The 23767-nt window shown below is 62.1% G+C and carries 24 protein-coding genes; 14 read left to right on the forward strand and 10 right to left on the reverse strand.

Annotated elements, in window-relative coordinates; all coding sequences use genetic code 11:
• Positions 1–789 precede the first annotated feature (789 nt).
• The 4 genes from AC0L3C_RS11470 (at position 790) to AC0L3C_RS11485 (ending at position 7857) form a co-directional block, all read left to right on the forward strand.
• Complete coding sequence (locus AC0L3C_RS11470) at positions 790–4836, forward strand: NACHT domain-containing protein (protein WP_473408036.1); 4047 nt, start codon at positions 790–792, stop codon at positions 4834–4836.
• Between the two features lie 309 nt (positions 4837–5145).
• The gene (locus AC0L3C_RS11475) at positions 5146–6786 is read left to right on the forward strand and encodes an amidohydrolase (protein ID WP_473408037.1); all 1641 of its coding nucleotides are present in this window, start codon (positions 5146–5148) and stop codon (positions 6784–6786) included.
• A gap of 402 nt (positions 6787–7188) precedes the next feature.
• On the forward strand, positions 7189–7656 hold the full coding sequence (locus AC0L3C_RS11480) for a universal stress protein (protein WP_473408038.1): 468 nt from the start codon (positions 7189–7191) through the stop codon (positions 7654–7656).
• A 72-nt stretch (positions 7657–7728) separates the two neighbouring features.
• Positions 7729–7857, forward strand: a complete 129-nt coding sequence (locus AC0L3C_RS11485) for a hypothetical protein (RefSeq protein ID WP_007600646.1) — start codon at positions 7729–7731, stop codon at positions 7855–7857.
• Positions 7858–7873: 16 nt separating this feature from the next.
• Here AC0L3C_RS11485 and AC0L3C_RS11490 read toward each other — a convergent pair whose 3' ends face one another.
• Positions 7874–9286 carry an FAD-dependent oxidoreductase gene (locus AC0L3C_RS11490; protein ID WP_473408039.1) on the reverse strand — a complete coding sequence of 471 codons (1413 nt, stop codon included), beginning with the start codon at positions 9284–9286 and terminating at the stop codon, positions 7874–7876.
• 247 nt (positions 9287–9533) lie between these two features.
• Here AC0L3C_RS11490 and AC0L3C_RS11495 point away from each other — a divergent pair, with 247 nt between their 5' ends.
• The 4 genes from AC0L3C_RS11495 (at position 9534) to AC0L3C_RS11510 (ending at position 10866) form a co-directional block, all read left to right on the forward strand.
• Positions 9534–9755 carry a hypothetical protein gene (locus AC0L3C_RS11495; protein WP_473408040.1) on the forward strand — a complete coding sequence of 74 codons (222 nt, stop codon included), beginning with the start codon at positions 9534–9536 and terminating at the stop codon, positions 9753–9755.
• A 123-nt stretch (positions 9756–9878) separates the two neighbouring features.
• Entirely contained in the window at positions 9879–10058 is a 180-nt protein-coding gene (locus AC0L3C_RS11500) for a hypothetical protein (protein WP_473282209.1), read from the forward strand.
• A 193-nt stretch (positions 10059–10251) separates the two neighbouring features.
• Entirely contained in the window at positions 10252–10464 is a 213-nt protein-coding gene (locus tag AC0L3C_RS11505; RefSeq protein ID WP_473282207.1) for a hypothetical protein, read from the forward strand.
• A gap of 105 nt (positions 10465–10569) precedes the next feature.
• Positions 10570–10866, forward strand: a complete 297-nt coding sequence (locus AC0L3C_RS11510; protein ID WP_473282205.1) for a hypothetical protein — start codon at positions 10570–10572, stop codon at positions 10864–10866.
• 73 nt (positions 10867–10939) lie between these two features.
• On the opposite strand, the gene AC0L3C_RS11515 is transcribed toward AC0L3C_RS11510, so the two are convergent.
• The 5 genes from AC0L3C_RS11515 to AC0L3C_RS11535 form a co-directional block, all read right to left on the reverse strand.
• A complete protein-coding gene (locus tag AC0L3C_RS11515) occupies positions 10940–11230 on the reverse strand; it encodes a hypothetical protein (RefSeq protein ID WP_473263317.1) in 291 nt (96 codons plus the stop codon).
• 155 nt (positions 11231–11385) lie between these two features.
• Positions 11386–11877: an Hsp20/alpha crystallin family protein gene (locus AC0L3C_RS11520; RefSeq protein ID WP_473408041.1), complete on the reverse strand. Its 492-nt coding sequence runs from the start codon at positions 11875–11877 to the stop codon at positions 11386–11388.
• Between the two features lie 163 nt (positions 11878–12040).
• Positions 12041–12913, reverse strand: coding sequence for an RNA polymerase sigma factor RpoH (gene rpoH, locus AC0L3C_RS11525; RefSeq protein WP_473408042.1), 873 nt, complete (start codon positions 12911–12913; stop codon positions 12041–12043).
• A 25-nt stretch (positions 12914–12938) separates the two neighbouring features.
• Positions 12939–13121 carry a hypothetical protein gene (locus tag AC0L3C_RS11530; protein WP_473408043.1) on the reverse strand — a complete coding sequence of 61 codons (183 nt, stop codon included), beginning with the start codon at positions 13119–13121 and terminating at the stop codon, positions 12939–12941.
• Between the two features lie 120 nt (positions 13122–13241).
• Positions 13242–13793: a TetR/AcrR family transcriptional regulator gene (locus AC0L3C_RS11535; RefSeq protein ID WP_473263321.1), complete on the reverse strand. Its 552-nt coding sequence runs from the start codon at positions 13791–13793 to the stop codon at positions 13242–13244.
• Positions 13794–13908: 115 nt separating this feature from the next.
• Here AC0L3C_RS11535 and AC0L3C_RS11540 point away from each other — a divergent pair, with 115 nt between their 5' ends.
• Complete coding sequence (locus tag AC0L3C_RS11540) at positions 13909–14766, forward strand: oxidoreductase (RefSeq protein WP_473408044.1); 858 nt, start codon at positions 13909–13911, stop codon at positions 14764–14766.
• A 58-nt stretch (positions 14767–14824) separates the two neighbouring features.
• Positions 14825–15826, forward strand: a complete 1002-nt coding sequence (locus tag AC0L3C_RS11545; RefSeq protein ID WP_473408045.1) for an NADP-dependent oxidoreductase — start codon at positions 14825–14827, stop codon at positions 15824–15826.
• Between the two features lie 31 nt (positions 15827–15857).
• Here the strand turns inward: AC0L3C_RS11545 and AC0L3C_RS11550 are convergent, their stop codons facing one another.
• The 4 genes from AC0L3C_RS11550 to AC0L3C_RS11565 form a co-directional block, all read right to left on the reverse strand.
• The gene (locus AC0L3C_RS11550; protein WP_473263324.1) at positions 15858–16655 is read right to left on the reverse strand and encodes an adenylate/guanylate cyclase domain-containing protein; all 798 of its coding nucleotides are present in this window, start codon (positions 16653–16655) and stop codon (positions 15858–15860) included.
• Positions 16656–16792: 137 nt separating this feature from the next.
• On the reverse strand, positions 16793–17977 hold the full coding sequence (locus AC0L3C_RS11555; protein ID WP_473263326.1) for an adenylate/guanylate cyclase domain-containing protein: 1185 nt from the start codon (positions 17975–17977) through the stop codon (positions 16793–16795).
• Positions 17978–18119: 142 nt separating this feature from the next.
• Positions 18120–18704, reverse strand: coding sequence for a HutD/Ves family protein (locus AC0L3C_RS11560; protein ID WP_473282188.1), 585 nt, complete (start codon positions 18702–18704; stop codon positions 18120–18122).
• Positions 18705–18807: 103 nt separating this feature from the next.
• A complete protein-coding gene (locus AC0L3C_RS11565; protein ID WP_473282185.1) occupies positions 18808–20898 on the reverse strand; it encodes an adenylate/guanylate cyclase domain-containing protein in 2091 nt (696 codons plus the stop codon).
• Positions 20899–21216: 318 nt separating this feature from the next.
• Between AC0L3C_RS11565 and AC0L3C_RS11570 the strand changes: the two genes are divergently transcribed.
• Genes AC0L3C_RS11570 through AC0L3C_RS11585 form a run of 4 tightly spaced genes read left to right on the forward strand, consistent with a single transcriptional unit; the run spans position 21217 to position 23761 of the window.
• The gene (locus AC0L3C_RS11570) at positions 21217–21522 is read left to right on the forward strand and encodes a BufA1 family periplasmic bufferin-type metallophore (protein WP_473408046.1); all 306 of its coding nucleotides are present in this window, start codon (positions 21217–21219) and stop codon (positions 21520–21522) included.
• A 46-nt stretch (positions 21523–21568) separates the two neighbouring features.
• Positions 21569–22483, forward strand: a complete 915-nt coding sequence (gene bufB, locus AC0L3C_RS11575) for an MNIO family bufferin maturase (protein ID WP_473282183.1) — start codon at positions 21569–21571, stop codon at positions 22481–22483.
• Positions 22473–23252: an HvfC/BufC N-terminal domain-containing protein gene (locus AC0L3C_RS11580; RefSeq protein ID WP_473408047.1), complete on the forward strand. Its 780-nt coding sequence runs from the start codon at positions 22473–22475 to the stop codon at positions 23250–23252. Before bufB ends, AC0L3C_RS11580 begins: the two co-directional genes overlap by 11 nt.
• Positions 23252–23761 (forward strand): DoxX family protein, encoded by a 510-nt coding sequence (locus tag AC0L3C_RS11585; RefSeq protein ID WP_473263332.1) that lies wholly within the window; start codon positions 23252–23254, stop codon positions 23759–23761. The genes AC0L3C_RS11580 and AC0L3C_RS11585 overlap by 1 nt, the downstream gene beginning before the upstream one ends.
• The last annotated feature ends 6 nt before the right edge of the window (positions 23762–23767 follow it).

Genomic DNA, 23767 nt, shown 5'->3' on the forward strand with positions numbered 1-23767 from the left:
TCACGGAATCCGAGCGTGGTTTCGAGAAGCTTCCGGCATTTTATTACAGTCAAAAGCGCGATGACCTTTTGAGCGCTGCTGCGGCCGCATCCTTGGCATTTCAAAAGCGATACGATAATGACCCAGTTGGCGCATGTGATCAGGCTCGTTCGCGGCATGGAATTGCTTTTGAGTAACGCCACAAAGGCCGAAGGCCGGAGGCCGGATCGCCTTTGAACATGCCGCTGAAAACTTCGTGGATGATCAGCATGGCCGTGCTCTTCATCAAACACGCGAGCGGCTTCGTCGGCCGCCCAGTTTCTGGGGTAACCGCGCGTTAAAAGCGTTAAATGTTTCAATGGGGGTTTATGGTCACCCCCGCGACCTTAAGCATTTGGAATTGCGGGCCTGTTTGTGAACTGCCGGGCCCACCAGCCTTTGAATGAGAGGGGATTGCGTCTCGCATCGCTATCTCTCCAGCTATCTTCGAAAGAGTTGACGGGCGCTTTGACAGCAATAGTGACCCGGGAGACCTTCCGTCTCGGCAGGCGTTTGTGCACCGCGTCGAACGAGCGGCGATGTGCTGCTGCACGCTCCTCGGGGAAGCCCCAAAGCCGATTCCGTCTATATCCCTGCGCGAGAAAATTCGTTGTTTACGTAACGGCTGCTAGCGAGAGACACAGATCTAAAACAGGGGAATACGCCTTTTGCATAAGGAGAGAGGGGCAAGAGATCGGATACACTAACCAAAGATTCGCGCATTGATTGCGGTACCGAAGCGCAATCTTTGAGCCGAAGCGGAGGGGGGTCATGGAAGGATTCGATCTGGGGCGGCTGAACCCCATCTCGTTTGAACGACTTGTGCGAGCTCTTTGCTTTGCAAAACTAGGACCCGCAGGTACGGTTTACTCTTCAGGGCCTGACGCCGGTCGAGACTTCACATATGAAGGTTCAATTGCTGGCTATGAAGGCAAGAAGTGGGACGGGTATCTTGTCATCCAGGCGAAGTTCAAAGACCCGATGTTGTCGCAAACAGACGACATCAAGTGGTTAGCCACGCAGCTGAGTGATGAGTTCGAGAAATACACACGTGGTGGCTCGGCACTACGGAAGCCCCAGTACTACATTCTCGCAACCAACGTTCGACTATCAGGCGCCGATGGCGCTGCTAAGAAAAAAGCGGGACGCCAGCGAAAAGGAGGCATGACCAAGGTCTTGGAGCTATTTGGCCCGTGGAAGCAAAAGCTAAAGCTGAAGGATGTCGATGTTTGGCCTCATGACAAAATCGTTGATCTACTTGTTGGTAATCCAGATATCCGAGAAGCGTATGCTCAATGGGTTACCTCAGGAGACGTTCTGAGCAAAGCACTCCAGCAATTCAAATCAAGACAGCCAAACTTTGCTGAAGTAACAAGTCGCGCGCTCAAGAACTCGCTACAGCGTGATCAGTTTGTTCGCCTTAAGGATGCTGGCAGTGTCGGCGACTTACAGATACGCACCAGCCAAGTGATCGTCGACCTCCCGCTCGCCAACAATGAGACTACTGGTCGATTTAGAGCGATATCCGAGCTAAGTGAAGAAGTTCATTATAAATACCTTGACGACGAGTCCGAGATACCGCCCGATAATGCTATTGCAGAACTTGTCGAACGCACGAGAGAAAAACTAGACCCAGAAACGCTGCTGGAGGACGACGAGGACCGGCAACCGTCCCGAAGCAGAATTGTGCTACTGGGGGGGCCGGGACAGGGAAAGTCGACCATAAGCCTCTTCCTTGCCCAGTTATTTCGGGCTGCCATACTAAAACGGCAATCAACGCTGCGGCGCGATCAGACTGTCACTCGACTTGTCGCGGAAATTTTGAAGCGAGCGGAGAGTGAACGGATCTCGACATCTTTTCCATCGCGTTTTCCATGTCACGTTTCGCTTCCAAGATTCGCCGACGTAGTCAGCGCCGCTCGCCAACGAAGTATCCTTCCCCCCTCGCTTCTCACTCATATTGCGAGCGAGATCGGTTCTGCCGGAGATGATGATGTCGATCGTGGCGACCTGCGGAACTGGCTCAGAAACTACCCTTGGCTATTAGTGCTTGATGGGTTGGATGAAGTCCCGCCGACCGGCGAGCGCCCTGCAGTTCTGGAAGCTATCAACTCATTTTTGACCGAAGTTAACGAGTTGAACGCAGATATCCTGGTCCTCGTTACAACGCGACCGCAAGGCTACAACAAGGACCTAGATGAGAAGATCTGGGAACACTGGCGGCTAGCAGACTTGCAGCCTGAGCAGGCCCTTCGATATGCGAAGGCCTTCGGCGAAGCTCGCTATCCGGACGATTCTTTGAGGCGGGCGGACGTTCATTCTTCGCTTGCTGTAGCAGCGGGCCAGGCAGCTACCGCGAGGCTTATGACTTCGCCGCTCCAAGTTACGATCCTACACTTCATAGTCGACACTGGTGGCGGGGTCCCTACCGCGCGATGGACGCTATTCCACGAATATTTTGAAGTACTCAAGAAACGCGAGAAAGCGAAGGGCGGAGAACTTCAGAAAGTTTTAGAACGGCACTGGGGCCATTTGGGTCCAATACATCACCGCGCCGGGCTCGTTCTGCAAACTGACAGCGAACACGGTGGCGGCGCGGGAAGCCGCTTCACGCAGGAAAGGCTTCGCCTCCTGATCCATAATTATCTGCACTCGGAAGGCTTTGCAGGTGCTGAGCTATCTCACCGAGTGGAAGAGCTAATGAAGCTGGCGATAAATCGCCTCGTTCTACTGTCGCAACAGATTGAGGGCACGGTTAGCTTTGACGTTCGGTCCCTGCAGGAATTTATGGCTGCAGCAGCCATCACCTCAGGCGACCAGGCGGAAATGGACAAACGCCTGTCACATATCGCAGGCCATTCGCATTGGCGTCACGTCTTCCAAATTGCTGCCAGCCGCTGCTTCGCAGATGACACTCATCATTACCGACGGTCGATCATTACTCAAATAGCTAGACAAATGGACACGACTGAACCTGACATGGTGTCCAGAAATGGAGCGCGCCTTGCTTTGGATTTGTTGGCGGACGGCGTTGCGTTGGACCACCCGAACTTCAGGCGCCCCTTACTTCAGCATGCACTTGAACAACTTGATTTGGGGAAGGACGTCATAGACGATTATCGGTTGGCCACTGTCTGTGATGACAGCATGGCCGAGCTTTTGCGTGACGACCTCGCTCGTCGAATAGTGGAAGGCAGCCGAGCAACAGCACTGTCCACTTGGAAGCTGGTTTTTCAAATCAGCCAACACGGTAAGGATTGGGCAGATGATCTCATAATTCAACTATGGCCTACTGACGGAACAATCGACGTTGACGCCTGGGACGAGATTGCCTTTCCTCTTGGAAGTCAACGTGTGACTGATCATCTGACTCTGGGTCTCTCAAACGCTGGCCCAACTTTGGGGCTGCTGCTACATGGATTTTCAAGTCGGTTGACGCGACAAAAGCGAGATGAGCGCCTTGACTACACTCGTCTCCGCAAGATGAATTTTGCGGATCGCGTTTTTACGGGTGAGAAAACACCGCCCTGGCGGGGTATCCGGTTGCTGGACACCGAATTTCCAAAAGCGTGCGACTTGCGATTCGTTCCTATTCACAGTCCGATTGGAGCGTTTGACGGCAATGATTTCGCTAATCCCGCATGGGAGGCAATGCGACTTGCCGCGCAATTCGCGAGTTCCCCGGGCAAGCAAAGCTTGGCGGTTTGTATAAGGGCGTTCGCCGACAGTAAGGTAAGGTCGGTCCGCACGTTGTCTCGCATTTTGCCGTGGCCTATTTCGACGCTGCTTCGGGAGGCTGCGGGAACGACAGATCATCTTCGCAAGCTTGCTTCTGAAGTTGAGGCAGGATCAAGGGGTGATGTGGATCAGTGGACCGCCGCGGAAAGGCGTTGGAAAACGATTGGGCTTGTCGAGAATGATTTTTGCTGTGCGACAGATATAGGTTGGTTCGGAACTGAGATCGCCGAGCGAGGAGCACCTCTATGGCTCGACGGGGTCGACCGGCCTAACGCCGTCCCGTTGGCCATGATTAAGCGGCTAATTGCTATCTCTGGGAAGGTAGAGAACGGCAAAATGCGTGCCGCACTTCGTGACACAGGAGCGTTCTTAAGTACGTTTGGGCCTCGCCGAGATATTCCGTCGGAAAGTGACGCAGAATTTATATTGGATCTTCTGGATGGTAGCAGGTACCGATATTCCCAAGTTGCAGTTGGTTTTGCGATAGGAATGGACCAGCAGATGTGGAGCCTGCCCAAAATCGCAAATAAGCTGGGAAATCTGCTTTCGCTAACTGAAAGCTATGAGACCGGCCATCCCGCAATTCGTGACGCGCTTTTGAGAGCAGTTGAAGAAAATCCAAACCTTGAAGGATTGCTCTATCCGGCAGCCCTCGCCCTATGTAGCGAAGATCTCACCGGAAGCGCTAGACTATTGCAACTCTTCTCAAGAGTCGGTCCATTGAGCGAAGGGAGTAGTCTCAATGCGCGGCTCGCCTTAGCTATTGTTAGGCTCCTGGATTGTCCCAATCTAGATGATTGCATCGACGATGTATTGGGCATCTCCGACCACTCAGCATTATTCAATGCGCTCTTATCCGGAGAGCTGCTCGAAGTCGAGCGTCGGTTGGATATTCTAACAATGGTAATAAAGAAGCTGAGGCAAAGTAACTCGTCAAAATGGAGGGACTATATTGCACCCGCGCGGAAGGCACTTGATGCGCGCAAGTCGGAGCTTACCAACGCAACCGTTTGGAAGGCTTTGGAGCTACCACAGGAGAGCTTCGAGGTGCTATTACCTGTGGTCTCGACAGGTCATTAGCTTGCGCCGCGTCCCGGCGAATGAGTGCAGAGAACGTACAGCATCATGTTTTTTTATCGGATGTCGCATGCACAGAGCGCGCAGATTGAACGTGCAATAAACCGGCGCTTCCTGACTACAAGCCAATCTACAGATACAACGAACGTTTCCTCGGGACACCGTGCACGTTCTATAAGCGCCCCCGTCAGCCTTGCGGGATCGAGTCGTTCTCGAAGGAAAAACGGGGCGATTGCGACACGCGATGTCCGCGAGCGCATCCGGCGGCGGATGTGTGGCGCCGCTCCGGCCTCTCTCATTTCAGGACTGATGATGCGAAAGCTTCTGGCGATTTTGGTGATCTCGTGCTGGGCCGGTTTGGCTTACGCACAAAAGGCCGACCTCGTTGTCACGAATGCAAAGCTCGTGACCCTGGATCCCGCATCGACGATCGCGCAGGCTCTCGCGGTCCGCGACGGCAGGATCATCGCGATTGGCGGCAACGATGCCATGGAAGGCCTGATCGGGCCCGCGACGCGCCGTGTCGACGCGGGTGGACGCACACTCATTCCGGGATTGATCGATTCCCATATTCACGCCGTGCGCGCCGGCCTCACCTACGCGACCGAGGTCAACTGGATCGGCGCAAAGACTATCCCCGAGGCCATGGAACGCTTGCGCCAGGCGGCAAAGGCACGCCCGGCGTCCTGGATCATCGTGGCCGGTGGCTGGAGCGAATTGCAATTTGCGGAGAAGCGGCGGCCAACGCTCGCCGAAGTGATGTCGGCCGTTCCCGACAATCCGGGCTACATCCAGCTTTTCTATTCGGCGGTGCTGATGACGCCCAAAGCGCAACAAGCCCTCGGGATCTCCGCGGATCAGCTGCCGGCCGGTATCACTGCCGCGTCGGGCGACGCCACGGGCTGGCTCAACGGCTCCATTGTCAGCATCTCCGCGCTGTTCGATCGGCTGCCGAGGCCGAATTTCGACGAGAATGTCGCGGGGACCCGGCAGTTCTTCACGGAGCTCAATCGTCTTGGCGTGACCGGGATCGTGGATCCCGGCGGCTTCAGCATCTATCCCAGCCATTACGCCGCCCTGCAAAAGCTCTGGCGTGACAAATCGCTGTCGGTTCGGGTTGCCTACAGCCTGTTCGCCCAGAATGTCGGGGCGGAATTCGAGGAGTACAAGTCTCTGACGCCGTTCCTGCCGATGGGATTCGGCGACGACATGCTGCGGTTCAACGGACTAGGCGAGCGGATCACCGGCGCCATGTACAACAACAATGCGCCCGACGCGGCCGCCAAGGACAAGTTCCGCGAGATCATTCGCTGGGCGGCCAAACAAGGGCTGACCGTCACCATCCACTGGCAGGAGGACAAATCCGTCCATCACCTCCTGGACCTCTATGACGAGGTCAACAAGGAGACGCCGCTCGCGCCGTTGCGCTGGTCCATCGCCCATCTCGACAACACCTCGCCCGAGACGCTGGCGCGCATGAAAGCCCTTGGCGTCGGCTGGACCATGCAGGACGCGATGTATCTCGGAGGCGACCGTATCGTGGCGCAGGTGGGCGAAGCCGCGCGCAGCATGCCGCCCATCGTCACGGCGTTGCGCATGGGGGTCCATGTCGGGGCCGGCACGGATGCGCATCGGGTCGCATCCTACAATCCGTTCGTGGCGCTGCAATGGATGCTCGACGGCAAGACCGTCGGCGGACTCTCGACGCGCGGCCCGGACGAAACACCCAGCCGCGAAGAGGCCTTGCGCCTCTACACCGTGGGAAGCGCGTGGTTCTGCTTCGACGAGACGCGGCGCGGCACGCTGGAGACCGGCAAGCTCGCCGACTTCGCGATTCTCGACCGGGATTTCATGTCCGTCCCCGTCGAGCAAATTGGCGCCGCATCGTCTCTGCTGACGGTCGTGGGCGGTAAGGTCGTCTACGCAGCGGATGCTTTCTCGGGCGCAAAATAGGAGCTGGAGGGCGACCGTGCTGCTCTCACGAAATCCCGGCCTGTTGTCCATTGCAGCGACATGCTCTCGGCCCACACATGCAGCTTCGGCGGCCGAGCCGGATGGCATACCAATCTCGCCGCCTGCTATCCCTGCGGCATCGATATGGTGATTGTGCACTCAGTGAGCCCGCCCCCTTTTGGGCTACGAAGACTTTGAATTAAGTGCACTGTCACCGTAATCCTTTATTGCAGACGCGAATGAGAATCTACGCACCACGACGAGACGTGCTCACCTCGTGCGCGGCTGCCTTTTTGAAGCTGTGACGGCGAGACCATCGCCGAAAACGCACATAGACCCCCGCGGCATACCGGCCCATATTACCCAGGCATCACTTTGTTCGACGAGCAAGGGAGCCACCGCATGTACGCCAACATTCTCTTGAGCACGGACGGATCGGACGTCGCGACGAAGGTTGTTGAGCATGGCATTGCCCTGGCGAAGGCCTTGAACGCCAGGCTGACGATCATCACTGTGACGGAAGCACTGCCGATCGACTATGGGGGCGGACACGACTCGGGATGGATTCCGACGCAGGACGAGATCGATAGCTTTGACGCGGCCTGCAAGGTCCGCGCGGGCAAGGTGCTCGATCAAGCGCGCGCGATGTCGGAGCAGATCGGCGCGCCTGCAGAATTCTTGCACGTTCCGAATGCGCACCCGGCGACTGCGATCATTGAAACAGCCAAGCTCGGGGGATACGACCTGATCGTCATGGCCTCTCATGGACGACGCGGCCTCAGGAAGCTGTTTTTGGGCAGCCAGACATCCGAGGTCCTGGTGGACGGCAGCGTCCCGGTGCTGGTGGTGCCGAAGCCGGCATCAGTGTAGGGATTATTGGCACCACTCAGCTGATCCGCTGAACGACCGCACAAGACCGCTCTCCCGCGGCAGGAGCCATCCATGACCAGTGAAAAAGGCCCGAACATCAAGAAGAAGCAGAAATGCAAGAACTGCGAAGGCAAAGGCCTGCTCAAGAAGGGCGACAAGGTGGTGAAGTGCCAGCGCTGCAAGGGCACGGGCGTGCGGTGATGGCCTCCCCGCCGCGCTAATTCGCGCGGACCCCGCCGGCGAAGTGCTTCTCGACGATGTACTTCGAATGCACCACGATCGGCTCGACCAGTTCGAAGTCGGTGGCGCCGCCGACATAGAACGTCCGGTCGGCGCCCTGCATGCGGGCAAGGTCGGCGTAGATGCCGGTCTTGATCTGGTCCGGCGTGAAGTGCTGGAAGTAGGTGAACTCGTCGAAGGTGTGCCAGCGCGGCTGGCTGGTGTCGATGGTGCCGCCGAGAAGCTTGGTCAGGCGCTTGACCTCCCCGATGACCTCTTCGCCGGTCTGCTTGTCCCTCGGGCGCGTGTAGAACTGCGTGAACATGTTGCCGCTGTCCTGGAACTGCCGCGCGACCGCCCACGGCGTGCCCTGCTCGGTGAGCGGCAGCACCGGCGCGACCGGCGCATCCATCGTCATGTCGATCCAGAACGTCGTCATGCAGTACGGATTGAACTTGATCTCGTGATTCACTTTCTGCTCCGCGGCATTCGGAGCAAGGCCGAGCTGCGTGAACACGTCCTTTGTCAACGGACAGGCGAGCACCAGATAATCATAGAGCTTGCTGTCCTTGACGATCTTGAGCTCGTTCAGATCCTGCTCGGGATATTCCATGTCGATCCGGACGCCGGCCGCCGAGCGCTCGATTTTGGTAATGTTGACGTTGAGCCGGACGTTGAGGCGCCACGACACCCGCTCCCACAGCCGCTGAAAGCCGTCGGTGAAGCGCCGCGGCCAGCTCCCGATGATCCAGTTGACCGGGCCGAGCCCGAACACCATCGGAAAGAACGTCCGAACCGACATGTAGCGCAGCGCGTAGGGCGTCGCGATGTCGTCGAGCTGGCCGTAGCCCATGATCGTGATCGGAAACTGGAACAGCGTTGCCAGCGGCATCAGATCCTGTTTTGCAAGCCAGGACTTGAAGTCGACGCAGAGCTCGGGGCGCTCGTGGATCTTGTCGAGATAGTCCGGCGCGTCGATGACGCCGCTGAGCTGCCAGCGGATATAGAGATATCGAACCGCCGCCCAGAGGAAGGTCCACAACGAGATCGTGGATTTGGTGTAGGGGTCGTAGAGCACGGCGTCCCTGAGCGATCGGTAGGTGAAGCTGTTGCCATCAGGCGCGATGTCGATCGAGGTGTAGGGCTCCTCGGCATAGGTGGTCGCGCCGACCTCTGCCGCGATCTCCAGCGTCTCCTGGTAGGCCCAGGTGACGTAGTTGGCACCGAGGTCATAGCTCATGCCGTCGACGGTGAGGCTCTTGCAGAGCCCGCCGATCTGGCCGAGCTTCTCCAGCACCGTGACGTTGTGAAACCCGTTCTTCGACAGGAACCATGCGGTCGACAGGCCCGCCGGGCCCGCGCCGATGACGGCAATGGTCGCGTGGCAGTCGACTGCGTCGATGCGGGTCATGAGGTTTCCTGGATGAAGCGCGGATGTGTCGGGCCGATCCCGGGACGATGACGCCGTGATGCGGCGGCATCGTTCAACTTGAGATCGACCATGAGCCGACATGCATACTGCTGGTTTTCCAGCGGTCGCGCAAGCTCTGGTTGTGATCAATTCCGCCGTCCCGCAAGTGGGGCCGTCTCGGCGAGTGCAACCTCGATTGGCACTTCCTGCGGCAAGGCGCGTTGCGGTCTTTTCGAGGGAGCTGCAGATGACCAACACCGACGCGCAAGGCGCCAAGACCGGGACATCGACCGGGACATCGCCGACGGGTCCGGCAGCGCTCAACCCCGGCGATGAAGCCGCACCGGGAACGACGGGCACGGGCGAAGATGTGTGCCCCGATTGCCATGGCAAGGGGCGGATCGACGGCGCGCCCTGCGCGACGTGCGGAGGCAGCGGGACCGTGATCCGGGCCGTCGGCGGGGCCTGAGCAAAGCGCGGGGCGCGCGCGGCGCTTGAGCCAGGCTGTGGCTTTCGATCGCAGCTTCATTGTTCCAGCAACGAACAGCCTGCATCCGTGTTTTCCGGGATGCGAGAAACAATGAGGCGCGCCATGACCAGGGATCCCGGACTGAAGCCCGACGATTTTCCCATCGAAGCCGACAAGGACAAGCTCAGGACTCACAAGGGCGAGCCGGTCGCCTCGGCCGAGTCGGACAAGATCGCGGATCAGCTCGCCGAACGGCTGAACGAGCATGCCCACCAGGAAGAGCAGGATCGTTGGTCGGCCTAGACGCTTCGCCTTTTCCGGCACCAATCCGGAATTAACAACGGCCGATAGGAACGGCTTTGGGCCATTGCGTATTGGGCCGCGCCGGGTCCTTGCGATTCCGGCAATGGCGGCTCGAAGCCCCGCCCCCGGGCCACAGGCCGGGGCCGCCTGATGGAGGACTGCGCGAGAGACCATGGAGGCGCCCACACCAGGGATGCAAAACCCGCTTCGACAGGCGCGGCTCTACGGCTACCTGATCGAACGCGAGGGCGCGCTGTTTCATCCCGGCGGCAGCCATCCGCTGTGCAGCGCGGGCATGACGCGACGCATGATCGAGGCGGGCTGGCTGGTGAAAGCCGGCGACCGCTACGAGCTGACGCCGGAAGCGCAGCAACGGATCGCCCCGGGCGCGATGAGTCCGGGGTGACTTGATCGTCGCTGGTGCGGCATTTCCGCTCCCGCGCAGGAACAGGTGCATCCCCAAATCTTTGCCCCGGCACGGCATGTGACGACGTCAAGCAAAGGAGCGGACATGAAAAAGCTGGTTCTCGCAGGGCTCGTTGCGGCTCTCGCACTTCCCCCTGCCGCATTCGCGCAAGGCGGCACGGGTGCGTCCAGGACCGGGTCGAGCATCGACTCCTCCAGCACCGGCGGCGCGACGGGAGCGGGAGCCTCCAGCCTCAACACGTCATCGGACAACAACGGCGGCGGCGCGAACGCGCCGGCCAAATCGTCGACGACGCGGCCAGGCGACAACGATACAAGGCAAACTCAGGGCGGCCAGCAGGCCATGCCGGGTTCCGGCTCCACGGGAGCAAACCGCAAATAGGCGCGCCGCGAACGCGCATCCAGTGGATTGTCCTCACGCAAAAGGCCCGGACCATCGTCCGGGCCTTGTCTCGTCACCACCAGGGATCCCAATAGGGCGGTGGAGCGTAGGCATAAGGCACATAATAGGCCCGCCGCACGACGCGCGGCCCGTAGTAGCCGTAGGGCGGGCCATAGTAGCGCGGGCCATAATAGGCGTCGGCCGCGAGCCCCGCCGCAAGCGCACCGGCAACAAGACCGAAGCCGATACCGGGGCCTCCCCAATGGCCGTGCCAGCCGCCGCGCCAGCCATGGGCTTCCGCCGGCGAAGCGGCCGCCACGAACAGGGCCGAGATCAACGTCAGGACTAAAGCAAGTTTCTTCATGTGCGACTCCCAGAACTTGGAAACCGACCGCAAAACGCCAGACCGGAATTGAAGTTTCCGAGCGGTCCGGAAAATTTTGCCAGCAAGACGACGGACGCGAATGCGCGCGCCGGCCGGAAAGCGGGCGAGAGCGCTGGCTCCCGCCCGCGTCATGCTTACTTGCCGTTGATCGCGATGCGCTTCACCTTCTGTTGTGCCGCCGGTGACTTCGGCAGGGTGACGGTGAGAACGCCGTTGTTGAAGGAAGCCGCGACCTTGTCCTGGTCGACGTCATCGACCGGAATGCGCCGCTCGAAACGGCCATAGTAGCGCTCGCTGAAGAGACGCTCCTTGTCTTCCGTTTCGCTCTTCTTCTCGCCGCTGATCGTCAGCACGCCGTTTGCAAGCTCGACGATGACGTCCTTCTGTTCGAGACCGGGAAGCTCGGCGACAACCTTAACTTCCTTGTCGCTCTCGTCGAGTTCGACGTTCGGCCAGCCCATTGCGGTCGAGGAGCCGAGCGGACCGAGATCAAAGCTGCGGAAGGCGTCGTCGAACAGCCGGTTCATCTCGCGATGAAGCGCAAGCAGCGGGTTGCCGGCTTCGCCGCGCTGAACGGCCATGTTGCGTGAGCCGTTGTTCCACGGGATGAGATCGCGTAGTGCCATTGTCGTTTCTCCTTCTCTCTTCTCTCGATTGGCGCAGCTCAGCGCGCGGCGAAGGCCACGCAGCGGCGCTGCAAAGCCTGGACGATCAACTCGTCAGGCCGCCTGCTTGTGCTCGATGTTTCGGTCGGGGTTGCCAAAAGAATTAGGAGGCGGCGATTTGGTTTCAAGAGGCGGCTGCCAGGCGTCGCCCGATGGCAGCCCGAACCTTTTCGAACGCGCGCATTTCGATCTGCCGCACCCGCTCGCGTGAAACGCCATACCGTGCCGCGAGCTGCTCGAGTCTCAGCGGCGGCTCGGACAGCCAGCGCGCCTCGAGAATGTCGCGCTCGCGCGGCTTGAGGACGTCCAGCGCGCCGGCGAGGGCTTCACGCCTCCGTCTGGTTTCTTCCTGCTCGGCGTACGCAGCTTCAGGACTGGACGCGGGGTCGACGAGCCAGTCCTGGACTTCGCCGCCGTCGGCGTCGCGCACCAAAGCATTGAGCGACAGGTCGCCGCCGAGGCGGCGGTTCATCTCGATCACGTCGTTCTCCTGCACGCCGAGCCGCCGCGCGATCTGGCTGGCGTGCTCGGGGCGGAGATCACCATCCTCGAGGGCGGAGATTTCCGCCTTGGTCCGGCGAAGCTTGAAGAACAGCTTCTTCTGCGCGCCGCTGTTGGCAATCTTGACCAGCGACCAGGACCGCAGGATGTATTCCTGGATCGACGCCTTGATCCACCACATCGCGTAGGTCGCAAGCCGAAAGCCCCGCTCCGGCTCGAAGCGCTTGACGGCGTGCATCAGGCCGACGTTTCCTTCGGAAATGATGTCCGCAACCGGCAGGCCGTAGCCGCGATATCCCATCGCAATCCTGGCAACGAGCCGCAGATGGCTTGTGACCAGATGATAGGCTGCCTCACGGTCGCCGTGCTCGCGCCATCGCTTGGCGTAGGCGATTTCCTGGTCGGGCCGCAGCATCGGAAACTTGCGAATTTCCGCCAGGTAATGTGTCAATCCGCCCTCAGGCGACAGCATCGGAACAGTTGCAGTGCTTCCCATTGCCCACCTCTTCGAGTTGGCCTGCTTACGCTCCAAAATCGACATGACAAAAAATGACTTCGGCCGATGATGTTACGACTGGTGGCGCCGGCGCGTGAGTTTGCGGCGGCTCTGGCCGCGTCACGAGATAGAGCTCGCCCGCCACCAATAGGAGGGCAGCGACGGCCAGGGCCAACATGCCGAGCACCAGATCGCTGTCATCATCCATGCGCGTTCGAGACGTGTGTCGATGTCGAAGATCGGCAGCCATTGCCATTGGCTATCCGCGACATCGAACGTCGTCACCGGAATTTTGTTCCGGCCTTTTACGCCTCGCCGACGCGCCCCCTCACCCCTCCAGCGACTTCCTCGTCGCGCGAAGAATATCATCCGACAGCTTGGGATCGTCCACGGCGCGGGCGAGCACGAGGGCGCCGACCATTGAGGCGGCCGCTGCGAGCGCCTTGTCCTCGCGCTGACGCGGCTTCAGCGTGGTGGCCATCCGGCTGCTCAGCAGGGCGATCGTGCCGCGCACGCCGGCGGTGAAGCGCTGCCTCAGGCCGCTGCCTTGACGTGACACCTCACAAGCGAGCGCAGCGAAGGGGCAGCCGGCGGCGGGATCGTCGCGATGCCCCGGCGAGAGATATTCCGAAAGATAGTCCTCAAGCGCGAAGGCCTCGGGCAATTCCTGCCCTTTGGCCTTGATCGCATGGGCCACGGCTTCCTCGACCAGCCGCTCCTTCGAGCCGAACTGACTGTAAAGGCTGCCGTGCGTCATCCCGGCCGCCTCGGCGAGCGCGTCGACACCGACGCCCGCGATGCCGCGCTCCCGCAGCAGCCGCGAGGCGGTCTCGAGAATATGCTCGCGGTTTTTGGCGGCCTGTTCCTTTGAGACGCGCATGGGACTGATCCTCGGGCACGGGGCTTGACTTTTATAATTACGGTCGTCATGTATATCAATAGTTACGATCGTAATCAAACGATTTCAGGCCCTGTAGTGGCGTCGGAGAGGCATTATGAACAGGATTACACCGAAGATCGCGCTGGTGACCGGCGCCTCCTCAGGCATCGGCCAGGCCACGGCGGAACGGCTCGCCAATGCCGGCTATAAGGTGTTCGGCACCAGCAGGCGGGGCGCGCAGGCGGGCAAGCAAGCCTTCGAGATGCTGGCTCTCGACGTCACCAGCGATGCATCGGTGGAAGCCGCCGTCGGCGAGTTGATCCGGCGCGAGGGCCGCATCGAACTGCTGGTGAACAACGCCGGCTTCGGCGTTGCGCCTGCCGGCGCGGAAGAGAGCTCGATGGAGCAGGCGCGCGCGATTTTCGAGACGAACTTCTTCGGCCTGATCCGGATGACGCGCGCCGTCGTGCCGCACATGCGCCGCCAGGGCAATGGCCGCATCATCAACATCGGCTCGGTGCTTGGCTTTCTGCCGATGCCCTATGGCGCGCTCTATGCCGCGACCAAGCACGCGGTGGCGGGCTATTCGGAATCGCTCGACCATGAACTGCGCACGCGGGGCATCCGGGTCTCCGTGGTCGAGCCCGCCTACACCAAGACGCCGTTCGACGCGAACTTCATGGAGCCCGACGCCACGCTCGAGGAATATCGCGAGGCGCGCGCCGGCGTGACCAAGCGAGTGAACGAGGTGATGGCGACGGCCGAGCAGCCCGGCGTGGTGGCCGAGACCGTGCTGAAGGCCGCGAGCGCGGCGCGCCCGCAACTCAAATACGCGGCCGGCAGCCTTGCGAAGCGCCTGCGATTTCTACGCAGGTTTGCGCCCGCAGCCCTGGTGGATGCCGGGCTTCGAAAGGATTTGCGGCTCGACGCGGCGGCGGCGCCGCAGCCCGCCCGCACCGCGCGGGCTTTCTGAGGGCGTGCGACCGGCCGCAAGCTTGCTGTTGCGAAGAACCTTCGGATCGAGAGGAAAAATGAAAGCACTCGTCTTCAAGCGCTACGGCAAGCCGGACCAGATCGCGTTGGCCGACATCCCCCGGCCGACGCTCAAGCCGAACGAAATCCTGGTCCAGGTTCACGCCGCGGGCTTGAACCCGATCGACAACATGATTCCGAAAGGGACGTTCAAGCCGATCCTCAAGTTTCAGCTGCCGGCCACGCTCGGCAGCGACCTCGCGGGCGTCGTCGTCGAGGTCGGAAGCCGCGTGACCCGCTTCAAGCCGGGCGACGCCGTCTTTGCCAGCATCTTCGATCTCGGCACCGGCGCTCTCGCCGAATTCGCGATCGTGCCGGAGGATGCCGCCGCGCTCAAGCCGCCAAACCTGGACTTCGTACAGGCGGCCTCGATTCCGATGGTCGGTCTGACATCGTGGCAAGCGCTCAGAGAGCGCATAGGCCTCAAGCCCGGCCAGAAGGTGTTCATCCCCGCGGGCGCCGGCGGGATCGGCACGTTCGCGATCCAGCTCGCGAAATATCTCGGAGCAAAAGTGGGGACGACGACCAGCACCGGCAATATTGATCTGGTGCGCAGCCTCGGCGCCGATGAGGTGATCGATTACAAGACGCAGCAATTCGCAGCGGTGCTGCGGGACTACGACGCGGTGCTGGGCACGCTCAGGGGCGATGCGCTCGAGACATCGCTTCAAATCCTGAAGCGGGGGAGCAGGATTGCTTCGCTGGTCGGGCCGCCGGACGCCGCGTTCGCGCGGGGCCGGGGCATGAACTTCGTCATGGTGTTCCTGTTCGGATGGCTGAGCCGCAAGATCATTCGCCACGCCGGCAAGATCGGCGCCTCATATTCGTTCGTGTTCGTGCATCCCGACGGCAGCCAGCTCGCTGAGATCGGCGAGCTTCTCAAGGCCGAGCGCATCCGACCGGTGATCGACAAGGTATTTCCGTTCGAACAGGCGAAACAGGCGCTGGCCTATCTCGAAAAGGGGCGGGCCAAGGGCAAGGTCGTCGTCCAGATGAGATGATGGCGTTGACGCGCGCTCACGCGCAATCGCCTCAGCCCTCCACCCGCCACAGCCGCCAGCGCTCCGGGACGCCCTTGAGCTGATGCACGCCGTGATCCCTGAAGCGGATCTCGGACTGCGGCGCCAGCAGCTCCTTGACCGCGCTGGAGACCAAGACTTCACCGGCGCGCGCCTTTGCGGCGACGCGGGTGCCGATATGGAAGGCGAGGCCGACCGCCTCGGTGCCGCTCACGGTGTATTCGCCGGCATGCAGGCCGACCCTGACCTCGAGGCCGAGCGTACGCACGGCCTTCTGGATCGCGGCCGCGCAATTGATTCCCGCAGCCGGCGTCTTGAACGTCGCCAGCACGCCGTCGCCGGTCGTCGTGACTTCCTTGCCGCGCGAGCTCTTCAGCTCCTTGCGGACCGCCGCGTAATAATGGCCCATGATTTTGGTCCAGCGGACATCGCCGAGCTTTGCGGCTTTTGCGGTGGAGCCGACGATATCGACGATCAGGATCGTGGCGAGGGCTCGCTTGAGCTCGGTGTTGCCCGCGGCCGGTCGGCGCCGGAGCACGATGGCGCCGGTCAGCGGTTCATAGCGATGGTTGCGGCGCCGCGCGATCGCGGCCTTGGCGTAATCCTGGGCACGCTGCGCGCTGCCGCAGCGAATGGTCTTCTCCTGCGGCAGACGGGTCCAGTAGACCTTTCGTCCGTCACCGGCGCCCTGGACCTCCACGGCGCCCCATTTCAGGAGGATCGCCGTGCCCACGCGCCGGACGCACCACGCCTTCGACGTGTAACCCGATACGTTCGACTGATGGATTCCGATTCGGAGGAATTTTGGCATGAACGTGCGGCCGATCGAATGACACGCTTGGATGAAACGCTCGGGCGGCGTCGCCCCAGAGCGTAGTCACACAATCCTGCGTTGGCAACAGGACTCGGAGCTCGCCCGCTGCGTAGCCCCGGGGGCGTCCGTCATCTTCAAAACGCAAAAAGCTCGATCGGATCGCTGAAGCCGCGCACCTCATATTTGCCGACATGCTCCAGCTCGAACTCTCGCTCGACCAGTTCGGCGAAGTCGCGTGACAGCAGCACCTTCTTTCCCAATTGCTTGGTCAAGGCTTCGAGTCGCGAGGCCATGTTGACGGCGGGACCGATCACGGTGAAATCGAGCCGGGTGGACGATCCGATATTGCCGTACATGACGTCGCCGACATGGACGCCGATGCCGTAGTTCAGCGGCGCGCGGCCGGTGCCGTCGTTGCGCGCATTCAACGCAATCATGGCCTGACGGGCTTCGGTCACGGCATGCAGCAGGTTTGCGCAGGCCTTGGGCTCGCTCAGTGGAAAGATGGCGAGCAGGCCGTCACCGATGAATTTCAGGATCTCACCGCCATGTCGCGCGATCGGCTCCGACATCGCGTCGAAATAGTCGTTGAGCAGATCGATGACGTCGTCGCGCGGCCAATTGTCGGAAATCTTGGTGAAGTCGCGCAGATCGCAGATCATGATCGCGGCGCGCACCGTCGTGCCGGTGCCGCGCCGCGTGGCGCCGGCGAGGATGAGCTCGCCGGCGTGGGAGCCGACATAGGTCTCGAGCAGCGTCCGCGCCAGCCGGTTCTTAATGCGAATCTCGCTGACCAGCGCCAGCACCGGCAATATGTTCTTGAGGGCGGCGACGTGCGCGTCGTCGAAGCCGCCGGGCCGGTTGGTCGCGAAGGTGACGAGATGGCGCTTGCCGAGCGTGTGATAGAGCGGCCAGGCCGCATAGTCGGTGAGGCCCTGCGCGCGCATCTCGCGGTAGAGAGCGTGCTTGCGGCCGAGCGCGGGGTCCTGCTCGAGATTTTCGCGCAACTCGGTCGCGCCGTCGAACATTTCGTTGGCGGGACTGCCGATGAACTCGGACCGCTCGCGGACGTCATGGTCGACCCGTGCAATCTCCGCCTCGCGCATGCCGTCGGACCACATGAAGCGGGCCCCCAGCCATTGCGGATGGTGGATCAGCACGTGAAGCGTCGACCGCGCCAGCGGAATGCCGGCCTGCTGAAGCCGGATGCACATCTCGGCAAAGATATTGTCGATGAAGCGCTCGTCGCGCGTTCCGTTGATCAGCCAATCGACGACGCCGTCGGACAGCGTGGCGGATTTCTTCTCTGGCGTGGTCATATCTGCCCGTTCATATCGTGGCCACCCACATCGTGCTTTGGGCGGCGGTCTGCATCAGGGCAGATATTGTGCTCCGGCGCGACGGCGTCAACCTAGCCAGTTGCACGGATTGTACGCATCGCCTGATGGGCGGGAACGCCGTTCAGCCGACGATCTGGATGGAGCCCAGCACGGCCAGCCCCGAGACGAGCGCAAGCATCGACGCCCCCGTCAGTTCGACCTTCAACGTGTTTTCGTGCGAAACCGTAAAATCCGTGCCGTCGAGACGGATGCTGCAGTCGCCGCGCGCCGCATAAATTAGATGCGTGCCGGCGGACAATCGCCGCTCACCGGGCTCCCTGAGCGCTTCGAGCTCAAGCGCGACCGCACCGCGCCGACCCATCAAATTCACGACTTCGACCGGCCCTTCTTCGAGCTCGGTGACGATATCGAGCTCGCCGGTGAAACGCACCGTCGTGAACGGCTCGCGCTCGTCGAATTCCTGGGTGGGCGATTTCAGCACCAGCCCGCGTCCGCCGACCACCATCTGCAAGCGGTCGATGCCGAGCATATGGGAGAACGGCCCGGGCGCCACGATCGGCGTGGCCGCGAAGCGCCACAGCAGGCTGTCCCAATCCTTCACTGGGGAACCAGCGCGATGGGCGTCCGCGATATCGGTGAAGATGCCGCCGCCGTTCTTCCAGGGCGAGCGGGTGTAGTCTTCGGATTTCAGCAGTGTGGTTTTCATGTCTCGAGGTGGTCCGGGAGCGCAAGAGGGCGGGTGTCAGTTGCGTATCATGCAGACATGATCGTAGCCAGCTCGCTTCCGGCAGCACGCCAATCTTTGGCGACTACTTCGTCGTCAGTGCCGCGACCGGACGCCACGCGACATCAGGCGTGCTCTCAAGCAACTGCCGGCAGCGGTCGCGCATCAGTTCAGCCGGGCGATCCGGGCCGCGCATATTCAGCACGGCTTCGAAATCGGCGAGTGCGGCCGCAAACCGGCGCGCGCGATAGTTGGCGAGGCCCTGTTCGTAGCGGACGATCCAATCAAGCGTCTGGCCGCCGTCCTCGCCGGCGAGTCCGACCAATTCGTAAACCGCAAAACCCTCCTCGCGTCCATACACGGCGATGCTGTCGATCTCGCGCGTGACGATGGCGCCGCGTGCGAGACGTTCGGTCGCTTCGCCAATGAGGATTTGCGTGCCGTAGGATTTGTTGGCGCCCTCGAGGCGGCTCGCGACGTTCACGGCATCGCCGATTACGGTATAATTCAGGCGCAGCTCGGAGCCGATATTGCCGACCAGCATGCGGCCGGAGTTGATCCCGATCCGGATCTGGAGCGGCTGGCCGAGATCGTCGGCAAGGCCCGACGCCGCGATGGCCCTGCAACAGCCGAGCGCCGCGCGGCAGCAGCGCAGCGCGTGGTCGGCCTGCGGCTGCGGCGCGCCCCAGAACGCCATGACGGCGTCGCCGATGAACTTGTCGATGGTGCCGCCATGGGCGACGACGGCCTCGGAGGCGAGGTCGAGATAGCGCGACAACAGCGGCACGACACGGTCGCCCAGCCGCTCGGACAGCCCGGTGAAGCCGGCGATGTCGACGAACATCACGCTGAGCTCCTGCATGCTGCCACCTGGCCTAGCCTCGACGCCCTGGCGCAACAGCGAGCGGACCAGATCGGCCGGGATGAATTTGCGAAATGCCGACAGGCCGGCCGCCATCTCGGCGATCGCGCCGGACAGGCTCGCGATCTCCTTCAGCCGCGACGGATGGCGGCGGACCTGCTCCAGCGCGAAGGCTTCGACGTGACGCAGCTCGCCGACGACGCGCGACAGCGGTGCGGCGATGACGGAGCGCGCCAGCATCGCCGAGGCCAGCGCTGCGAGCACGGCGCCGATGGCAAGGCCGAGGATCAGGCGGCGCAATGTCGTCTCGACCGGACCGAGGAACTCGGCCTCGGGGATCACGGTCGCCAACGACCAGCCAGGAAACGGCAGCGGCGTCAGCGCCACCTCGTAAGCCGCGCCAACCGATGTCAGCCGGCTTCGCCAGGCTTCCTTGTGGCCATCTTCGCCCGCCTTCACGAGTGCCATCCGCGCCAGCGGTAGCAGCGTCGTATCGCTCTTCGCGGCGTGCAGCTCGTCGGCATCCTTGTCAGGTGCCGCGATCAGCTCGCCGCTGCCGTCAATAATGAAAGCCGTTCCGGTGCGGCCGACCTCGAGCTGCGACAGGAAGCGCGCGAGCCTTGTGTACTCGATGACGATGGCGAGGACGCCCTGCCGCTCCTGGTAGACGTCGATCGGACCGGCAAAGGCAATCGACGGCCGCTCGCCGGTCGGATGGTCCATGACCTTGAACCACTCCGGCTCCCCGGCCGCCAGCCCGGTCTTGAACCAGGCGCGATCGGCGACCCGAAAATCGGTCGGCTCGAAACGGCGATTGGCGAATTCGATGTCGCCGGGCACCACCTCGTATTCGTCGATGCGGCGCTGGCCGGCATGATCAGTCAGCGAGATCTCCATCATTTCGAGGCGGCGGTCGCCGAGCTTGTGCGCGGCGAAGAAGGAGCCGTCGGGCCAGCCAAAGGCGACCCAGGAGATCGTCGCCTGCGATTGTAGTTGCGACAAGAACACGAATTCGCGCTTGTCGGCGTCGCGGGTGTCGAGCACGTTCTGCAGGAACAGGGTGCGGATCGCGGTGTGGGCGGCACGCGCCTCGTCCACGATCGCGGCGACCTCCTTGCGGACAGCGGCCACGATCTGTTCGTTGATGGTCGATGCGAGCTGCCGGCTCGCCGCCTCCGCCGTGCGCCACCACAACAGGCTGGAGAGGGCGGCGGTCAAAAGGATCGCGGTCAGGACCAGCGCCGAGACGGCGAGCCGAATGCTGACCGTCAGCTTCGCGATCGCGCGCAGATGCCGTCCGGGATCAACATTCATCGCTGTTTCCGTTCTCCGGCAAAGCGGCGACTGGCCACCTCCTGTTACCGCTCTACGCAGCGCGTATGCATTCGTTACCTGTGGCAGCCACCGCGCCCCGCCGCCAATGCTCTCCGGCTAAGGTCTCGATAGAGACTAGGCATTGGATTGACCGGCCAGTCACCGCTAATCCGATCCAAGCGCACAGCCCGTGCGCCCATCTAACCGCCTCACAAACTCGTGACCTACTTGATTGGTAACGCGAGCCGGGTGCGAGGCGAACCGAACAAGGCGCTGTTCGCCTGCCAGGCGATGCCATCTCGAACAGGAGAAACTTCAATGTCTGCCAAACTTGCCGTGACCACGCTCGTTCTCGCCGGCGCCATGTCGACCGCACTGGCGACTGTGGCCACTGCCGCTCCGCTGACCAAGGCCGAGGGCGACGCGGCCGTCGCGGCCAAAAAGGAAAAATGCTTCGGCGTCGCGCTAAAGGGCCAGAACGATTGCGCCGCCGGACCGGGCACGACCTGCCAGGGCACCTCGACCGCCGACTTCCAGGGCAATGCCTGGAAATTCGTCCAGGGCGGCACCTGCACCAGCATCGAGCTGCCGGGCGGCAAGAAGGGCTCGCTCAAGCCGGTCTGACGCGCTGGCTCGCGACCACCACAACACGGAAGAGCGGAGAGAAACCATGACGACGGCAATCGCGCCTGACATGTCTGCGGTGCCCCTCCGCTATTCCGCCCCCATCGGCGACGTCGCCGGGACGAGCTTCAAGCCTGAACATCTTCAGGCGATCCTGGGCGCGAAACCACAGCGCGGCTTCTTCGAGGTCCACGCCGAGAACTATATGGGCGCAGGCGGACCGCCGCATCGCGCGTTGGAAGCCATCCGCCGCGACCATCCGCTGTCGCTGCACGGCGTGTGCATGTCGATCGGCGGACCGCAGCCGCTCGACAAGGCGCATCTGGCCCGTTTTCGCGAACTGGTGGCGCGTTACCAGCCCGCGCTGGTATCCGAGCATCTCGCCTGGTCGACGCATGAGACCAGCTTCTTCAACGATCTGTTGCCGCTACCTTACACCGCAGCCACGCTCCGAAACGTCTGCGATCACATCGATCAGGTGCAGGACGCGATCCGCCGCCCGCTGCTGCTGGAAAACCCGTCGACCTATGTCGCCTTCCGCGAATCGTCGATGAGTGAGACGGATTTCATCCGCGCCGTTGCCGAACGGACCGGTTGCGGGCTGCTGCTCGATATCAACAATGTATTCGTATCCGCGACCAATCACGGATTCTCCGCGCTCGACTACCTCGCGGGCTTTCCGCTGGCGCGCGTCGGGGAGATCCATCTCGCCGGCCATGCCGAGCAGACCGACGACGAAGGCGATCTGCTGCTGATCGACAGCCATGACGGCCCGGTCGCGGACGCCGTGTGGAAGCTGTACGAGATCGTCGTCCAGCGCCGCGGTGGCGTGCCGACGCTGATCGAGTGGGACAGCAACATCCCGGATTGGCCGGTCCTGCAGGCGGAAGCCGCCGCCGCGCAGGCTATCCTCGATCGTTGCCGCACGGTCGGATTGACGGGAGATCGTCATGCCGCCTGAGCCTGACCTTTGCTTTGCCGCAGCCTTTGCACCGGCGCTGCTCGACCCGGCGCGCCCCGCGCCTGAGATCGTGGCTGGTCCGAACGGCAAGGCACCCGGCAAGCGCTACGATATCTACCGCAACAACGTCACGGTCAGCCTGATCGACGCGCTCGCTGCGATCTATCCGGCGGTGCAGCGCATCACCGGCACCGACTTCTTCCGCGCCATGGCGCGCTTCCATGTTCGCCAGACGCCCCCGATCTCACCGCTGCTGTTCGACTATGGCCGCGACTTCCCGGCCTTCATCGCGCAATATGAACATGCGCAGATGATGCCATGGCTCGCAGATGTCGCCCGCATCGAGCGGGCCTGGCTCGATGCCTATCACGCCGCCGACGCGGCACCGCTATCGCCGGCGCAGCTTGAAGCGGTTGCGCCGGAGCGGCTCGGCGATCTCGTTCTCATACCGCACCCGGCGGCGGGAATCGTGCGGTCGCAATTCGCGGCGGTGACGATATTCGCCGCCAACCGCGATACGTCGCCGGTCGGGCGCATCGACGCTGCGACACCGGAGGACGCGTTGGTCACGCGCGGCGAATTCGATGTCGTGGTCCGGCACCTGCCGCCCGGCGGAGCAGCATTCGCGAGCAGCCTGATGTCGGGTCGGCCGCTCGGCGAGGCCGCCGCACGCGCGCTGGACGCGGCGGCCGAGTTCGACCTTGCTTCGAACATCACCGGCCTGATCGAGGCGGGCGCCTTCACCTCAATCGCTTTCGGAGACGTCTGATGATCACGGATCAACGCATGCAGGCGGGTGGCGGCCTGCCCTCGCTCGGGCTCCTCGTCGACAAGGCCAATCATCTGGTGCAGGCCATCGCCTCGCCGTCGGTCGTTCAGCTCGTGCTGCGCGTCGCGCTGGCGGTGCCGTTCTGGCGTTCCGGCATGCTCAAATGGGCAGGCTTCCTCAGGCTCAACGACACCGCGGTGACGTTGTTCAGCGACGAGTTCATGCTGCATCTGCCCGGCGGGCCCTATCACTATCCGGCGCCGACGGTCATGGCGTTCCTCTCCGGATGCGGAGAGATCATGTTCCCGATCCTCCTCCTGCTCGGCTTCGGCACGCGGTTTGCGGCGCTCGGACTGCTGTTCATGACCGTCATCGTCGAGCTGACCGTGCCTGACGGCTGGCCGATCCACATTACCTGGGCGGCGATGGCGCTCGGCATCATGGCCTACGGGCCCGGACGCGTCTCGCTGGACCACCTGATCTGCCAAGCGCGCGGCCCCCGGCCATAGGCGCGA

It is taken from the genome of Bradyrhizobium sp. WSM4872 (genome assembly GCF_055811715.1).

What these genes read in the sequence shown, in the direction of transcription:
- AC0L3C_RS11530 (WP_473408043.1), bottom strand. Translation starts at nt 13,121, where the DNA reads ATGGATGATGACAGCGATCTGGTGCTCGGCATGTTGGCCCTGGCCGTC.
- AC0L3C_RS11480 (WP_473408038.1), top strand. Translation starts at nt 7,189, where the DNA reads ATGTACGCCAACATTCTCTTGAGCACGGACGGATCGGACGTCGCGACG.
- AC0L3C_RS11545 (WP_473408045.1), top strand. Translation starts at nt 14,825, where the DNA reads ATGAAAGCACTCGTCTTCAAGCGCTACGGCAAGCCGGACCAGATCGCG.
- AC0L3C_RS11500 (WP_473282209.1), top strand. Translation starts at nt 9,879, where the DNA reads ATGACCAGGGATCCCGGACTGAAGCCCGACGATTTTCCCATCGAAGCC.
- AC0L3C_RS11580 (WP_473408047.1), top strand. Translation starts at nt 22,473, where the DNA reads ATGCCGCCTGAGCCTGACCTTTGCTTTGCCGCAGCCTTTGCACCGGCG.
- AC0L3C_RS11490 (WP_473408039.1), bottom strand. Translation starts at nt 9,286, where the DNA reads ATGACCCGCATCGACGCAGTCGACTGCCACGCGACCATTGCCGTCATC.
- AC0L3C_RS11515 (WP_473263317.1), bottom strand. Translation starts at nt 11,230, where the DNA reads ATGAAGAAACTTGCTTTAGTCCTGACGTTGATCTCGGCCCTGTTCGTG.
- AC0L3C_RS11550 (WP_473263324.1), bottom strand. Translation starts at nt 16,655, where the DNA reads ATGCCAAAATTCCTCCGAATCGGAATCCATCAGTCGAACGTATCGGGT.
- AC0L3C_RS11560 (WP_473282188.1), bottom strand. Translation starts at nt 18,704, where the DNA reads ATGAAAACCACACTGCTGAAATCCGAAGACTACACCCGCTCGCCCTGG.
- AC0L3C_RS11485 (WP_007600646.1), top strand. Translation starts at nt 7,729, where the DNA reads ATGACCAGTGAAAAAGGCCCGAACATCAAGAAGAAGCAGAAATGCAAG.
- AC0L3C_RS11565 (WP_473282185.1), bottom strand. Translation starts at nt 20,898, where the DNA reads ATGAATGTTGATCCCGGACGGCATCTGCGCGCGATCGCGAAGCTGACG.
- rpoH (WP_473408042.1), bottom strand. Translation starts at nt 12,913, where the DNA reads ATGGGAAGCACTGCAACTGTTCCGATGCTGTCGCCTGAGGGCGGATTG.
- AC0L3C_RS11470 (WP_473408036.1), top strand. Translation starts at nt 790, where the DNA reads ATGGAAGGATTCGATCTGGGGCGGCTGAACCCCATCTCGTTTGAACGA.
- AC0L3C_RS11475 (WP_473408037.1), top strand. Translation starts at nt 5,146, where the DNA reads ATGCGAAAGCTTCTGGCGATTTTGGTGATCTCGTGCTGGGCCGGTTTG.
- AC0L3C_RS11535 (WP_473263321.1), bottom strand. Translation starts at nt 13,793, where the DNA reads ATGCGCGTCTCAAAGGAACAGGCCGCCAAAAACCGCGAGCATATTCTC.
- AC0L3C_RS11520 (WP_473408041.1), bottom strand. Translation starts at nt 11,877, where the DNA reads ATGGCACTACGCGATCTCATCCCGTGGAACAACGGCTCACGCAACATG.
- AC0L3C_RS11570 (WP_473408046.1), top strand. Translation starts at nt 21,217, where the DNA reads ATGTCTGCCAAACTTGCCGTGACCACGCTCGTTCTCGCCGGCGCCATG.
- bufB (WP_473282183.1), top strand. Translation starts at nt 21,569, where the DNA reads ATGACGACGGCAATCGCGCCTGACATGTCTGCGGTGCCCCTCCGCTAT.
- AC0L3C_RS11585 (WP_473263332.1), top strand. Translation starts at nt 23,252, where the DNA reads ATGATCACGGATCAACGCATGCAGGCGGGTGGCGGCCTGCCCTCGCTC.
- AC0L3C_RS11555 (WP_473263326.1), bottom strand. Translation starts at nt 17,977, where the DNA reads ATGACCACGCCAGAGAAGAAATCCGCCACGCTGTCCGACGGCGTCGTC.
- AC0L3C_RS11510 (WP_473282205.1), top strand. Translation starts at nt 10,570, where the DNA reads ATGAAAAAGCTGGTTCTCGCAGGGCTCGTTGCGGCTCTCGCACTTCCC.
- AC0L3C_RS11495 (WP_473408040.1), top strand. Translation starts at nt 9,534, where the DNA reads ATGACCAACACCGACGCGCAAGGCGCCAAGACCGGGACATCGACCGGG.
- AC0L3C_RS11505 (WP_473282207.1), top strand. Translation starts at nt 10,252, where the DNA reads ATGCAAAACCCGCTTCGACAGGCGCGGCTCTACGGCTACCTGATCGAA.
- AC0L3C_RS11540 (WP_473408044.1), top strand. Translation starts at nt 13,909, where the DNA reads ATGAACAGGATTACACCGAAGATCGCGCTGGTGACCGGCGCCTCCTCA.